General features: G+C 71.8%; 12 protein-coding genes and 3 tRNA genes. 7 read left to right on the forward strand and 8 right to left on the reverse strand.

The window, feature by feature from the left end:
- Positions 1-44: 44 nt before the first annotated feature.
- Genes BF93_RS09530 through BF93_RS09540 form a run of 3 tightly spaced genes read right to left on the reverse strand, consistent with a single transcriptional unit; the run spans position 45 to position 2,593 of the window.
- On the reverse strand, positions 45-689 hold the full coding sequence (locus BF93_RS09530) for a hypothetical protein (RefSeq protein ID WP_038372292.1): 645 nt from the start codon (positions 687-689) through the stop codon (positions 45-47).
- A gap of 19 nt (positions 690-708) precedes the next feature.
- Positions 709-1,404 carry a FadR/GntR family transcriptional regulator gene (locus BF93_RS09535; protein ID WP_038372293.1) on the reverse strand — a complete coding sequence of 232 codons (696 nt, stop codon included), beginning with the start codon at positions 1,402-1,404 and terminating at the stop codon, positions 709-711.
- Between the two features lie 58 nt (positions 1,405-1,462).
- Positions 1,463-2,593: an L-talarate/galactarate dehydratase gene (locus BF93_RS09540; RefSeq protein WP_038372294.1), complete on the reverse strand. Its 1,131-nt coding sequence runs from the start codon at positions 2,591-2,593 to the stop codon at positions 1,463-1,465.
- 209 nt (positions 2,594-2,802) lie between these two features.
- On the opposite strand from BF93_RS09540, the gene BF93_RS09545 reads away from it, so the two are divergent.
- The 5 genes from BF93_RS09545 (at position 2,803) to BF93_RS09565 (ending at position 7,482) form a co-directional block, all read left to right on the forward strand.
- Entirely contained in the window at positions 2,803-3,798 is a 996-nt protein-coding gene (locus BF93_RS09545; protein WP_051486801.1) for a 5-dehydro-4-deoxyglucarate dehydratase, read from the forward strand.
- A complete protein-coding gene (locus tag BF93_RS09550) occupies positions 3,795-5,129 on the forward strand; it encodes an enolase C-terminal domain-like protein (RefSeq protein WP_038372295.1) in 1,335 nt (444 codons plus the stop codon). Before BF93_RS09545 ends, BF93_RS09550 begins: the two co-directional genes overlap by 4 nt.
- A 106-nt stretch (positions 5,130-5,235) precedes the next feature.
- Positions 5,236-6,111 carry a LysR family transcriptional regulator gene (locus BF93_RS09555; protein WP_038372296.1) on the forward strand — a complete coding sequence of 292 codons (876 nt, stop codon included), beginning with the start codon at positions 5,236-5,238 and terminating at the stop codon, positions 6,109-6,111.
- A gap of 719 nt (positions 6,112-6,830) precedes the next feature.
- Positions 6,831-7,094, forward strand: a complete 264-nt coding sequence (locus tag BF93_RS09560) for a hypothetical protein (RefSeq protein WP_156954114.1) — start codon at positions 6,831-6,833, stop codon at positions 7,092-7,094.
- A gap of 76 nt (positions 7,095-7,170) precedes the next feature.
- Entirely contained in the window at positions 7,171-7,482 is a 312-nt protein-coding gene (locus tag BF93_RS09565; RefSeq protein WP_156954115.1) for a hypothetical protein, read from the forward strand.
- 658 nt (positions 7,483-8,140) lie between these two features.
- Here the strand turns inward: BF93_RS09565 and BF93_RS09570 are convergent.
- The 3 genes from BF93_RS09570 to BF93_RS09580 all read right to left on the reverse strand — a co-directional run bounded on the left by BF93_RS09570 (position 8,141) and on the right by BF93_RS09580 (position 9,022).
- Positions 8,141-8,216: transfer RNA gene (locus BF93_RS09570), tRNA-Phe, on the reverse strand.
- Positions 8,217-8,336: 120 nt separating this feature from the next.
- Positions 8,337-8,699 (reverse strand): metallopeptidase family protein, encoded by a 363-nt coding sequence (locus tag BF93_RS09575; protein ID WP_038372299.1) that lies wholly within the window; start codon positions 8,697-8,699, stop codon positions 8,337-8,339.
- A 250-nt stretch (positions 8,700-8,949) separates the two neighbouring features.
- Positions 8,950-9,022 (reverse strand) — tRNA-Glu (locus tag BF93_RS09580).
- 532 nt (positions 9,023-9,554) lie between these two features.
- Between BF93_RS09580 and BF93_RS09585 the strand changes: the two genes are divergently transcribed.
- Positions 9,555-9,628 (forward strand) — tRNA-Asp (locus tag BF93_RS09585).
- 166 nt (positions 9,629-9,794) lie between these two features.
- On the opposite strand, the gene BF93_RS09590 is transcribed toward BF93_RS09585, so the two are convergent.
- Together BF93_RS09590 and BF93_RS09595 are read right to left on the reverse strand one after the other, a co-directional pair.
- Positions 9,795-10,481 carry a response regulator gene (locus BF93_RS09590; RefSeq protein WP_084148432.1) on the reverse strand — a complete coding sequence of 229 codons (687 nt, stop codon included), beginning with the start codon at positions 10,479-10,481 and terminating at the stop codon, positions 9,795-9,797.
- Complete coding sequence (locus BF93_RS09595) at positions 10,460-11,671, reverse strand: sensor histidine kinase (protein ID WP_232226304.1); 1,212 nt, start codon at positions 11,669-11,671, stop codon at positions 10,460-10,462. The genes BF93_RS09590 and BF93_RS09595 overlap by 22 nt, the downstream gene beginning before the upstream one ends.
- Positions 11,672-11,794: 123 nt before the next feature.
- Between BF93_RS09595 and BF93_RS09600 the strand changes: the two genes are divergently transcribed.
- Positions 11,795-13,462, forward strand: a complete 1,668-nt coding sequence (locus BF93_RS09600) for an alpha/beta hydrolase (protein ID WP_038372300.1) — start codon at positions 11,795-11,797, stop codon at positions 13,460-13,462.
- Positions 13,463-13,469: the final 7 nt, after the last annotated feature.

Genomic DNA, 13,469 nt, shown 5'->3' on the forward strand with positions numbered 1-13,469 from the left:
GCGCTGCGTGAACCGCAGGGGAGGGCGACGTCGCAGGGGTGCGGTCAGAGCAGACGCCTGCCTTCGCCTGATTCGATGAGTGCTTCGAGCCCTTCCGGTGCCGGCTCGTAATCGGGTTCGAGCTCCTGCCTCCACCGTGCGTACACCGCATATGCCGACAACGCTGTGCGCGGACCCGAGGGCGGTCTCAGAACAGCGAGAGCCTCCTCTGCGCGGGGGTCGAAGATCGTCGCGTAGCGATGATGGCTGCGACCGTGTTCTCGATCTGCACTGATCATGCTTTGCACGAGAGCTTCCCGCAGGATCCCAAGTGTCAGGTGCAGCCCGATGAGGTCGTTGCCGCGCCCGAAACGTACGGCCGCGAGCGCGGCGTCGAACCTGATGGCGTTGTCGATCGGTGCTCGGGGGAGTTCCGCTGATGCTCCCTGGACCGTGAGGTCGACGCGCCGACCATCGGCGAGCACCGCCCGCACGATCTGCGTCGCTCCCTCTGACGTCTCCTGGAAAGCCCAGAGAGGCGTATCGATCAGAGCCTCGAGCTCGATGGAGTCGTGGAGCGACATCGCGACATCGAGATCGCTCCATCGATCCAGAAGCTTCGGATCCGTGGCCGACCCGTACGCGGTGACCTCGGCATCGGGGAGCCGGGCCCTGAGGTGCTCGAGCAGGTCGATCTGCCAGGTGCTCATGGTCGAAGAATACGGTCCCTCAGCCGTGCCGGCCGGAGGCATCGGGCCCGGGCAGCCGGCGCCGCGAGGCGCTCAGGTGCGCGCGCATCGCGGCCGCCGCCGCGACGGGGTCCTCCTCGCGGATCGCGGCGAGGATCGCGGCGTGCTCGGCGTCCACCCGTGCGGCGTGCTCCCGGCCGCCGGCGATGCGGGCCGGGGGCATGGGCACCATGGTCGGACCCAGGTCCCGCAGCGCCGCATACAGGTAGGGGTTGCGGGAGGCGCGGGCGATGAGACCGTGGAAGGCGACGTCGGCCTGCAGGGAGTCGGCGGCCGTGGTGCCCGCGGCGCCGACGAGCGCGCGGGCGGCCTCGAGCTCCTCGAGATCCTCCGCGGTGCGGCGCCGGGCGGCGAGGGCCGCCGTCTCCGCCTCGAGCGCGCCGCGGAACTCCAGCAGCGCCGCCTGGTCCGCCGGGGCGGACTGCCCGGACCTGACCGATGCGGCCGATGCGCCCGGGTCCCGGGGCGCCGTGAGCACGTAGCTGCCGCTGCCGCGCACCGAGCGCACCAGCCCTTCGGCCCGCAGCCGCTCAAGGGCCTCGCGGACCACCGCCCGGCTCACCGCGTGCTCGCGGATCAGATGCGCCTCGCTCGGCAACCGGGACCCGGGCGCGAGCTCCCCGGTGAGGATCCTGCCGCGCAGCGCATCGGCCACCCGAGCGGACAGCGCGGTCATGATCGCCGCCCGGTCCGCCGGTCCCGCCGGACCGGGGTCCGGCGACGTCCGTCCGCGGTCATCGGGTCCCGATCGTCACGGTGTCGGTGGTCCAGGCACGGGCCTGCTCGCTGAGGGTGATGCCCAGGCCGGGACGGTCGGGCACGATCATGCGGCCGTCGCGGGTCTCCAGGCGCTCCTCGAACAGCGGGTCCAGCCAGTCGAAGTGCTCGACCCAGGTCTCTCGCGGGTAGCAGGCGGCCAGGTGCAGGTGGATCTCCATCGCGAAGTGCGGGGCGAGGTCCAGCCCCGCCTCGTCGGCCAGGGCCATCAGGCGCAGGAAGGCGGTGATCCCGCCGATGCGCGGGGCATCGGGCTGGATGATGTCGCAGGCCCGGTGGCGGATCAGCTCCGTGTGCTCGGCGACGGAGGCCAGCATCTCGCCGGTGGCGATGGGGGTGTCCAGGGCGGAGGTCAGCCGCGCGTGGCCGGCGTGGTCGTAAGCGTCCAGCGGCTCCTCGATCCACACCAGGTCCAGCTCGGACAGGATGCGGCCCATGCGCAGCGCCGTGGACCGGTCCCATTGCTGGTTGGCGTCGACCATCAGCGGCGCATCGCCGATGTGCTCGCGCACCGCGCTCGCGCGGCGGATGTCCTCCCGGTCGTCGGGCAGGCCCACCTTGATCTTGATCCCGCCGATGCCCGCGGCGAGGGAGCGCTGCGCGGCCTCGGTGACCGCCCCGATGTCGGCGTTCAGGAACCCGCCGGAGGTGTTGTAGGTGCGCACGGCGTCGCGGTGGGAGCCCAGCAGCTTCGCCAGGGGCAGGCCGGCGCGGCGGGCCTTGAGGTCGTACAGCGCCACGTCGATCGCCGCGAGCGCCTGCGGCGCGAGGCCGGAGCGGCCGACCGACGCCCCCGCCCACAGCAGCTTCGTGATCAGCTTGCCGATGTCGCTGGGATCCTCGCCGAGGGCGAGGCCGGCGACCTCCTTCGCGTGGGCGTACTGGGCGGGGCCGCCGGCCCGCTTGGAGTAGCTGAAGCCGATTCCCTCGAAGCCCTGCGCGGTGGTGATCTCCGCGAACAGCAGGACGACCTCGGTCATCGGCCTCTGCCGGCCGGTGAAGACCTTCGCATCGGAGATCGGGACCGCCAGCGGCAGGGTCACGGAGGACAGGGTGATCGCGGTGATCGCATCGGCTGCGCGGGTCATGTCGGCGCCTCTCGGCCGCGGGGCGGCAGGCTGTGTCGGACAACTCTCGGAAGCAGTCTGACAGCTCTGCGGGGCCGTCTGTCCAATGCCGGGCGGGTATCGCGTGAGTCCGAAAGGGGCTTGGACAGGCATCAGCGGCCGTTCCTAGGGTCGGGGACGCCCTCGGGAGGCCCGGCGCCTCCCCCTGACCGCACAGGAGCAGCCTCCCCATGAACCAGCTCGCGCCCCGGGACCTCGCCGCGCACCTCGCGCAGGGCCTGCTCTCCTTCCCCGTCACCGCCTTCCGGCCCGATCTCTCGGTGGACGAGGACGCCTGCCGCGAGCACATCGCCTGGCAGTCGAGCTACGACGTGGCCGGCCTGTTCGCCGCCGGCGGGACGGGGGAGGGCTTCTCCCTCGCCCCCGAGGAGACGGCCCGCGTGGTCCGCATGGCCGTGGAATCGGCACGGCCCGGGGTGCCCGTGCTCGCCTCCGCCGGCGGCGCGACCTGGCAGGCGATCCGGAACGCCGCCGATGCCCGGGCCGCCGGCGCCGCCGGGGTGCTGGTGCTGCCGCCGTATCTCACTGCCTGCGATCAGGACGGGCTGTTCGCGCACGTCTCCGCGATCTGCTCCGCGACGGACATCGGCGTGATCGTCTACAACCGCGGCACCGCGGTCTACGCCCCGGAGACCCTCGCCCGCCTCGCCGAGGCCCACGAGAACCTCATCGGCTTCAAGGACGGGATCGGCGACATCGAGCAGCTCGCCCGGGTGCACGCGCTGATGGGGGAGCGCCTGTTCCTGCTGGGCGGCCTGCCCACCGCCGAGACCTTCGCCCTGCCGCTGCTGCAGCTGGGCATGAGCACGTACTCCTCGGCGATGTTCAACTTCGCGCCCGAGTTCGCGCTGGCCTTCTACGCCGATGTGCGCGCCCAGGACCGCGCCGCGGTGACCGAGAAGCTCACCCGCTTCGTGCTGCCGTACATCACCATCCGCGACCGGGCGAAGGGCTACGGCGTCTCCATCATCAAGGCCGGGCTGCGCGCCGTCGGCCGGGACTGCGGGCCCGTCCGTCCGCCCCTGCAGGATCTGAGCGCCCGGGACCAGGCCGATCTCGCCGCCCTGATCGAGTCCGCCGGGCTCGTCCCGGGCGTCGCGGCCGATGCCTCGCCCTCGGCCGCCCCCGCATCGGTGCTCCCGGGCCCGGCGGAGGGCCGCGCATGAGCGCGCCGGCCGCCGGACCCCGGATCGCGGCGATCGAGGTGGTGCCCGTGGCCGGGCACGACTCGATGCTCCTGAACCTCTCCGGCGCCCACGCCCCCGTCTTCACCCGCACCATCGCGATCCTCACCGACAGCGACGGCCGCACGGGCCTCGGGGAGGTGCCCGGCGGCGAGGCCATCCGGGCCACCCTCGAGGACGCCGCGCCCCTGCTGCTGGGGAAGCCGGTCGCCCGCTTCCGCTCCCTGCTGCGGGAGGTCCACGCGCGCTTCGCCGCGCGCGATGCGGGCGGGCGCGGGGACCAGACCTTCGACCAGCGGATCGCGATCCACGCCGTCACCGCCCTCGAATCCGCCCTGCTGGACCTGCACGGCCAGCACCTCGGCGTCAGCGTCGCGGAGCTGCTGGGGCAGGGCCAGCAGCGCGAGAGCGTGCCGATGCTCGGCTACCTCTTCTACGTCGGGAACCCCGACCTGACGGACCTGCCCTATCGGCGCGAGGGGGAGGCCGGCGGCTGGTGGTCGCGGCGGCGCGAGGAGGCGATGACCCCGGAGTCCGTCGTCGCGCTCGCCGAGGCCGCCCAGGAGCAGTACGGCTTCCGCGACTTCAAGCTCAAGGGCGGCGTGCTGCCGGGCGAGGTCGAGGTCGAGACGGTCATCCTGCTGAAACGGCGCTTCCCGCAGGCCCGGATCACCCTGGACCCCAACGGCGGCTGGCTGCTGGCGGACGCGATCCGCCGCGGCCGGGCCATGTCGGGAGCGATCGCCTACGCCGAGGATCCCTGCGGGGCCGAGGGCCGTTTCTCCGGGCGCGAGGTGATGGCGGAGTTCCGCCGCGCCACCGGCCTGCGCACCGCCACCAACATGGTCGCGACCGACTGGCGGGAGATGGCGCACGCGGTGCGCGAGGCCTCCGTCGACATCCCGCTGGCCGATCCGCACTTCTGGACGATGGCCGGCTCCGTCCGCGTCGCCCAGCTGTGCCACGAGTTCGGCCTCACCTGGGGCTCGCACTCCAACAACCACCTCGACGTGTCGCTGGCGATGTTCACCCACGTCGGCGCGGCCGCGCCGGGGGAGATCACCGCCCTGGACACCCACTGGATCTGGCAGGACGGGCAGGGGATCACGACCGCGCCGCTGCAGATCGTCGACTCCGAGATCGCCGTGCCGACCGCGCCCGGCCTCGGCATCGAGCTGGACCGGGACCGGCTGGCCGCCGCCCATGCGCTCTACCTCGAGCACGGGCTGGGCCGTCGCGACGACGCGATCGCCATGCAGTACCTCATCGAGGGCTGGAGCTTCGACCCCAAGCGCCCCGCGATGGTCCGCTGAGCGGCCCGAGGGGTCGCCGCGGCCCGCCACGGGGGCGCTCCGCAGCCGGTGATAGTCTCACGGCACTCACCGGACAGCATCGATACTCCGACTGCATGGAGCCGCCGTGTACACCCTCGACCAGGTGCGGTGCTTCGTCGCCGTCGCCGAGCACCTGCACTTCGGTCGCGCCGCCGCGGAGCTGAACATGACCCAGCCGCCGCTGAGCCGCCAGATCCAGAAGCTCGAGCGCGCGGTCGGGGCCGAGCTCCTCGCCCGCGACAACCGGCGGGTCCGTCTCACCCCGGCGGGGCAGCAGTTCCTGGGGGAGTCGCGCAAGCTCCTGGCCCTGGCCGAGCGCGCGCCCGAGGGGGCCCGGCAGGCGGCCGCGGGCACCCGCGGCACGGTCACGATCGGCTTCACCGCGGCCAGCGGGTTGTCCCTGCTGGGCCCCCTGCTGTCGCGGATCCGCGACGCAGAGCCCGAGATCTCGATCGAGCTCGTCGAGATGGTGACCTCCCAGCAGCTGCAGGCGCTCGAGGAGGAGCGCATCGACCTCGGACTGGGGCGGACGCGGACGGCTCCCGAGGGGATCGCCCGGCGTCTCCTCCTCAGCGAGCGGCTGGTGCTGGCCCTGCCGTCCACGCACCCGCTGGCCGATCCGGAGCACCGCCCGGTCCGTGCGGACATCGCCGGGCAGAAGCTGATCCTGCACTCGGCGACCACCGCGCAGTACTTCTACGACGTCGTCGTCAAGCACTTCGACATCGACCACCAGCTCGTCCAGCACTCGCTGAGCCAGATCATGACGATGATCCACCTCGTCGCGGCCGGTCACGGCATCGCCTTCGTCCCGGAGTCCGCACGGTCCATCGCCGTGCCCGGCGTGGTGTTCCGCCCCGTCGAGGATCTCCAGGAGGAGGTCGTCGAGCTCCAGGCCCTGTGGCGTCGCGACGCGTCGCACCCCGCGCTGCACCGGGTGCTGGCCGTGATCGCGCCGTGAGCCGCCGGGGCTCCCGGGCCGAGCACCGGAGCGGCCCGGTCCGATCCTGAACGGTCACCGGATCGATGCCGATCGGAGCCACCACAGGACGTCCGCAGCAGCGGGCGCGGTGTCTGCCTGGCGCGCAACATTCTCCGCCGACTCTGCGGCGAGTTCCGAGGGGAATGGCGGCGTGCACGTTGCGGTCTGCGCAGCCCTCTCTCTGGTTCCCTGCGATGCAAGGATTTCCGTCAGCATTCTATTCTACAATAACACACTTGCGAGTGGAAAACAAATGGATGCAGTCGGCTCAGGGCTTTACAAGTGTCGCGCAGTGGCATATCTTGAGAAAGGTCGGTGGCGTCGATGTCGCCGAAAGAAGGAAGGTTTACGGAGATGGCACCCAGGCTCGCAACGAACGTCGATCCCGACATATGCAAGGTCGTCCCGAGCATCGCGAAGGGTGACGGCGTCGACCCTGAAGTTCCCCGGAAGGCGACCGCTGGGGGCGCGCCTCAGCGGACTGGTGATCTGATCCATGAGGGCCCCGTCGGTCAGTGCGGGCTGAACTCGGCGACGGTCCCTGCAGGCGCCGTTCCGGATATCGCGGGGCCGGCTGGCCTCAAGGATCTGACCCTCGCGTCGTGGAGGAGCCGTGACCGCGCCGCTCGGGGGCGATTTCTCCGGCACGTCGAGAGCATCACTCCCGCCGCGCCTGTTCGTGGGGAGTCCTGGTGTTGATGCGGGAGTCGCTGGACATCCTGTCTGCCCTGCGGGAGGGGATCGGTGCGGGCGAGAGCGCGCACGTGCTCGGACTCCGAGCCGAGCTGCTGGATGCAGTGATCCGTCGTGAGGCCGCACGTGCTCGCAGCGAGGGCGTGTGGCAGGGGCGGGCCGAAACGCCCGGCGAACTGCGGATCCGGGAGCGGGACGAGTCTCTCGCCGCCGTTCACGAAGCCAGGATCGCGCAACGAATCGACGCCGCCCTCGACCAGGATGGGTGACCGGTGCTCGGTGGTCATGGCCACCCACCGGCCTCGCGCCCTTCGAGCGATTTCCTCTCTGCTGCCAGGGGCGGGCTTGACCGGACTCCACGATGGCGGCCGCGCCGTCGTCGACTCCCGCGGCATCATTCCCTGTCGATATGCCGAACACCTCGGCTTCTCGAATTCTGCATGGAGGCTCGCAATGTTGAATCTCATCCACCGTCTGCTCGGTATCGACGTGCTCAAGGCCGAGAACGAACGCCTGCGCGTCGATCTCGACACCGCGCTGCACGACGTCACGGTGCTTCGTCTCTGGCGCGTCGCCGTTCAGTCGAAGAACCCCGGTCTCGGGAACCTCCTGCCCGAGCAAGAACACCTCGACTACGCCGAGCGTCGCGACCACTGAAGAAGAGCGACCTGACGGGGGAGGGACCGTTCCTGGGCGCGCGACCTCGACCGGTCTCTCGGCTCCGAACGCGTCGCCGCTCTCCATCGGTCTCGAGGTCTGCTGACGCGGAATGGCTGGGCTGGGTCCGAGTCCACCAGGACCGACACCCGTGCCTCGCTCGACCGGATCATGCACCTCCGCGTCGACGTCGGGCTCGTCCTGGTCGACCCCGCCCACGTGCCTGATGGGCCGTGCCGGTCGACCTGCCAGGCGTTGGCCTGCACCGGGCGCCATCTCGGATGAGCTGCCCCTCTCACGCCCCTCGACATCATCCTGAACGAAAGGGTGATCGACGTGGCCCGGTCTCCCAGTCCCACAGGAATGGACGCCTCGTGGCGGAGGTGACGAAGCCGGGCGATGCACCGAAGAGCAGGCACCGAACCGATCTCCATCGATCCAGGCGGGGGAGCCCTCGATGCCTCGGACCTCGCCCGACCCATCGGCCTGTCCGAGAGGCGTGACGACGTGACGGCGTACCGGCCAGGTGAGGGCCGCGGCAGCAGCACCACCTGGGCGACGGGCGTTCGCGATCATGGCGAGAGAAGCCATGTATCCGGCAGGTGGCGTGCACCATGTCCGAGTACGCAAAAACCCCCGCGTCAGCAGGGGTTTCGCTTGGTGGCTCCGACCGGCGTCGATCCGGTGACCTTTCGATTTTCAGTCGAACGCTCTACCAACTGAGCTACAGAGCCGTGGTCACCGCGGTGACCGGAGATCAGATTAGCAGGGCCTGCGCTCCGGCATCCAATCGGCGCGGGCCGATGAGAGGCACGACACGCGAACGCCCGCGGAGCCGCCGGTCGCGCGGGGGTTCACCCCCACCCGAGCTCGTGCAGCCGGGCGTCGTCGATGCCGAAGAGGTGTCCGAGCTCGTGCAGCACGGTCACCGCGATCTCCTCCACGAGCTGCTCTCGGCTGGCGGACATGCGCTGTAGCGGGCCGCGGAAGATCCAGATCCGATCCGGCTCCCGGAACCCGTCGAAGGTGCTGCGCTGGTCCAGCGGGATCCCCTCGTACAGACCCAGCAGCTCCTCGCCGCCGCCGCGATGCCGCGGCTCCTCCTCGACCAGGATGGCGACGTTGGCCTGGGCGATCGCGCGGGCGACCTCGTCGGGAAGGGAGTCGAGGGCGTCATCGACGGCCTCCTCGAACTCTGCGCGGCTGATCTCCACCATGGGTCCAGCCAACCAGGCCCGGCAGGGAACAGCAGGGATCGGCGCGCGGCGGCTGCGAGGACCATGCGCCTCCGGCCCTGACCTGCACGCGCAGGGGGCCCGGGGGAGTCGTCCCGAGGGAAAGGGGTGCTGGGTGCGACGGCGATCTGCGCAGCTGCGGGGCGGAGCGCCTGGTCGCGGGTGGACCTGCGGGGCGCCGATCGGAGGCGGGGCGACCCGGCCCTCGATCAGCGCCCCCGCAGGTCAGCGGTACCCCCAACGGGATTCGAACCCGTGTCGCCGGCGTGAAAGGCCAGTGTCCTAGGCCGCTAGACGATGGGGGCGCACGGCAATGGTACAGGTCACCGGGCAGCGCCCGCGGCAGCGCCGGGCTCCCTGAGGTGCACGCGACATTCCGTGCCGGCACGACCCGGCCCACGGGGCAGTGCCTGCCGCACGATGCCCGCCGGACCGTGCCTGCCGCACGATGCCCGCCGCACGATGCCCGCCGCACGATGCCCGCCGGACCGTGCGCGCCGTACTGCGCCTGCCGGAGGGGGCGGCCCGCTGCTGCGGAGGGCGGTCGCCTCGCGGAGCGTCCCGGGAGCCGCCGCGCCGAGCTCGGGGAGTCTGCGTGCCGTCTCCCGGGAGCGCCGGACCCACCGGTGCGGGGGAGCGGGCCCCATGGGCCGAGTCCTGCCGGGGCGGCAACGGCGCCGGCGGGCAGAGGGCCCGTCGGATGCCCGGATCCGGGGGTGCAGGGCGGTGGCCTCGCGCGATGCGAGGCGGCTCACAGTAAAAGTGGCACGAGCGGCCCCGAACGTCCGGTAGAGTTTTCTCTGTCAGCGGCACGGAAGTGCGGATGACGAAGAGAATGGCCCTGTAGCTCAGTTGGTTAGAGTGCCGCCCTGTCACGGCGGAGGTCGCCGGTTCAAGCCCGGTCAGGGTCGCCCAGTGCGAAGGCCCCGGAACACACGTTCCGGGGCCTTCGTCGTTCCCGGGTGCGCGACGCGGCGGCCCGTCGAGGCCGCAGCCCCGCGAGGCCGCCCCACCCCGCCGGATCTCCCGCCGCGACGATCGCCGCGCGCCCTGCCCGGGCGCGCGCCCGCCGACGGATCAGACGGGATGCTCGTCGATGTCCGAGAGCCCCGCCTCATGGGCGATGATCGCGATCTGCACCCGGTTGGTGCAGTCCAGCTTCGCGAAGATCTTCGAGACGTGCGCCTTCACCGTCGCCTCGCTCATGTAGAGCCGCGCCCCGATCTGGGCGTTGGACAGCCCCGCCCCGACGGCGCCGAGGACCTCCGTCTCCCGCTCGGTGAGCAGCTCCAGCCCCGGGTGCCGCTCGGGGCGGGCGCCCGGGTTCGCGTGCGAGAAGTGGGAGAGCATGCGGCGCGTCACCCCGGGGGACAGCATCGCGTCCCCGCCGGCCACGACCCGCACCGCACGGATCAGGTCCTGCGGCGGGGTGTCCTTGAGCAGGAAGCCGCTGGCCCCCGCCTCGAGCGCCTGGAACACGTACTCGTCCAGGTCGAAGGTGGTGAGCATGATGATCTTCGGCGCCCCGGGCAGGGCCGTGACCGCCTGCGTGGCGGTCAGGCCGTCCATCGTCGGCATGCGCACGTCCATCAGCAGCACATCGGGCCGATGCTTCTGCACCAGCGGCACCGCATCGCTGCCGTCGGATCCCTCCCCGACGACCTCGATCTGCGGATCGGCGCCGAGGATCATCGCCAGGCCCGCCCGGACCAGGGAGTCGTCGTCGATCAGGCCGATCCGTGTCACGGAGTCTGCGCTGGCCATGGAATAACCGCCTTCACTTCGAATCGACCATCGGAGGTGGGGCCTGCGGTGATGGTCCCTCCCGCATGGCTGACCCGGGTCTCGATCCCGGACAGCCCCATCCGCGCCCCGGGCAGGTCGGTGGTGAACCCCCTGGGAAGCAGGTTACTCACCTCGACGATCAGCTCGTCACCGGGCTCGCCGATCAGGGCCACGCGGGCCTTGGTGTGCCGGGCGTGCTTGTGGATGTTCGTCAGCCCCTCCTGCACCACCCGGTAGGCGGTGCGCGCCAGCGGATCCGGCACGGGGGCGTCGATGAAGTCGTACAGCTCCACCCGGATCCCGGCCTCCTGGCTGGTGGTGACCAGGCGCCGCACGTCCTCCCAGGTGGGCTGCGGCGCCAGCGGCGCGGATTCCTCCGTGCCGCGCAGCACGCCGAGGACCTGGCGCAGCTCGGTGAGGGCATCGGCCGCCGAACGCCGCATCAGCCCTGCCGCGGCGGCGACCTGCGCCTGGTCCAGGTTCTGGTTGACCTCGAGCGCCCCCGCCTGGAGGGCGATCAGCGAGATCTTGTGGGCGACGATGTCGTGCATCTCCCGGGCGATGCGGGTGCGCTCGGCGCGACGGGCCTGCTCCTCGGCCACGGCGCGGCCGTGCTCGGCCTGCTCGGCACGGGCGCGCAGCTGGTCCAGCAGCTCCCGTCGCGCCGAGGTGTACATGCCCAGCACCGCCGAGGTGAGCGTCATCAGCACCAGCAGGATGACGAAGACGACCGTCCCCGGCTCGCGGCTGAGCACCAGCGGCGGCAGCGCCGTGGCGACCGCGCCCAACAGCGTGACCAGCGCGATGAGCACGCGGGACGAGCTGCGGGTGGCGAATCCGTAGACGGCCACCACCATCACGGTGAACGAGGTCGCCAGGGCGTTCAGGGCCAGCAGCAGCGGCAGCAGCCAGCGCCAGCGCCGATGCCGCAGCAGCAGGGTCGCGACCAGCGCCATCCCCAGGGCCGCGCCCACCCACCGCCAGGGCTCGCTCGTGAGCAGCAGCCCGAAGACGCCCTCCGCGGCGCCGCACACGAGCATCAGCGCCTCGATCCACCAGCGGCGCGCGGGCATCACCCCGCCACGGGGGACCAGGGCCGCCGTCGCCCCCTCCCCGGCCGCGCGCGGACGCTGGGCCGGGGACGAGGAGGGTTCGCGTTCGCCGTGCACCGGCCCAGCCTAAGACCTGGCCGCACGCGCGCACCCCCTCCCTGGGGCGAGCATCTGCCGTCCTCTCGGCGAGGGGTCCACCCCGTACGATGAGTCGAGCCGAGGGACGACGAGAGGGCAGGAATGCACGACGTGCGACACGGACGGGCGCCCCGCGCGATGCGATACCTGGCGACGGCGGCGGCGGTGCTGCTCGTGGTCGCCGGCTGCGGGCCGCTGGATCGGATCGGGATCGGCGGGGGAGGGGACGAGCAGACCACTGCACCCGCCGCCGGCGACGGCACGAATGCCGAGGGCGAGGCCACGCCTCCGCTGGCCGAGACCGGGACGTCCGCCGCGGCGGAGCTCCCGCAGGACCCGGCCGGCGACGCCGCCTACGCGGCCTACTACTCCCAGCAGGTCGCCTGGGGGCCGTGCGACGACTCCGTCGACGGCCCGGCCTCCCTCGAATGCGGCACGGTCACGGTGCCGAAGGTCTGGAACGACCCGAGCGCCGGTGACCTGCAGATCGCCGTGACCCGGCTGCCGGCGACCGGACAGAAGCAGGGCTCGCTGCTGACCAACCCGGGCGGCCCGGGCGGTTCCGGCGTCGACTTCGTGGCCGGATCCGCGCAGACCCTGTTCAGCGAGGAGGTCCGCGGCGCCTACGACATCGTCGGCTTCGACCCCCGGGGCGTCTCCCGCTCGGCCGGCATCACCTGCCTGGACGATGCCGAGACCGACGCCTACCGCGCCGAGACCTTCGACCTGGCCGATCCCGAAGGGCTCCAGGCCGCCGAGGACGCGTTCACCGAGCTCAGCGCCGCCTGCGAGAAGAACTCCGGGGATCTCCTGCCCTACCTCGACACCTACTCCGCCGCGCGCGACCTCGACGTGCTGCGCAGCGCCGTCGGCTCGGAGAAGCTCGACTACGTGGGCTACTCCTACGGCACCTACCTCGGCGCGACCTATGCGGAGATGTACCCCGAGCGCACCGGGCGCTTCGTGCTCGACGGCGCGCTCGACCCGCGCCTGACGGCCGATGACATCACCCGCGGTCAGGCCGAGGGGTTCGAGGAGGCGACCAGCGCCTTCGTCGAGAGCTGCCTGTCCCAGGGCTCCGACGGCTGTCCGCTGACCGGATCGGTCGAGGACGGCAAGGAGCAGCTGCGGGCCTTCTTCGACTCCGTCGACGCCCAGCCGCTGCAGACCGACGATCCGAACCGCCCCTTGACCGGGGCCCTCGCGCGCAGCGGCCTGCTGGTCGTGCTGTACAACGACGAGAACTGGCCGCTCGGCGTGCAGGCCCTGAACGCGGCGATGACCGGTGACGGCTCCACCCTGCTGTTCCTCGCCGATCTCAGCGCGGACCGCGAGGACGACGGCACGTACAGCGGCAACGGCACCTTCGCGATCACCGCCGTGAACTGCCTGGACCATGTGGGCGTGGCCGATCAGCAGTGGCAGATCGACGAGGCCGCGGCGGTCGCCGAGGAGTTCCCGACGTGGGGCCCCGGCTTCGGCTTCAGCCAGACCATGTGCGACCTGTGGCCGGCGAAGCCGGTGCGCGAGCCCGCGCCGATCTCCGCCGCGGGCAGCGACCTGATCGTCGTGATCGGCACGAGGGGCGACCCTGCGACGCCCTACGACTGGGCCGTGGGCCTGGACGAGCAGCTGGAGAACTCGACCCTCATCACCTACGAGGGCGAGGGGCACACCGCCTACGGCCGCTCCGGCGGCTGCGTGGAGGCCGCCGTGGACGCCTACCTGCTCAGCGGCACCGCCCCGGAGGAGGGCCTGACCTGCTCCTGAGGTGCGC

Origin of the sequence: Brachybacterium phenoliresistens (genome assembly GCF_000576425.1) — a bacterium.
GTDB lineage: Bacteria > Actinomycetota > Actinomycetes > Actinomycetales > Dermabacteraceae > Brachybacterium > Brachybacterium phenoliresistens.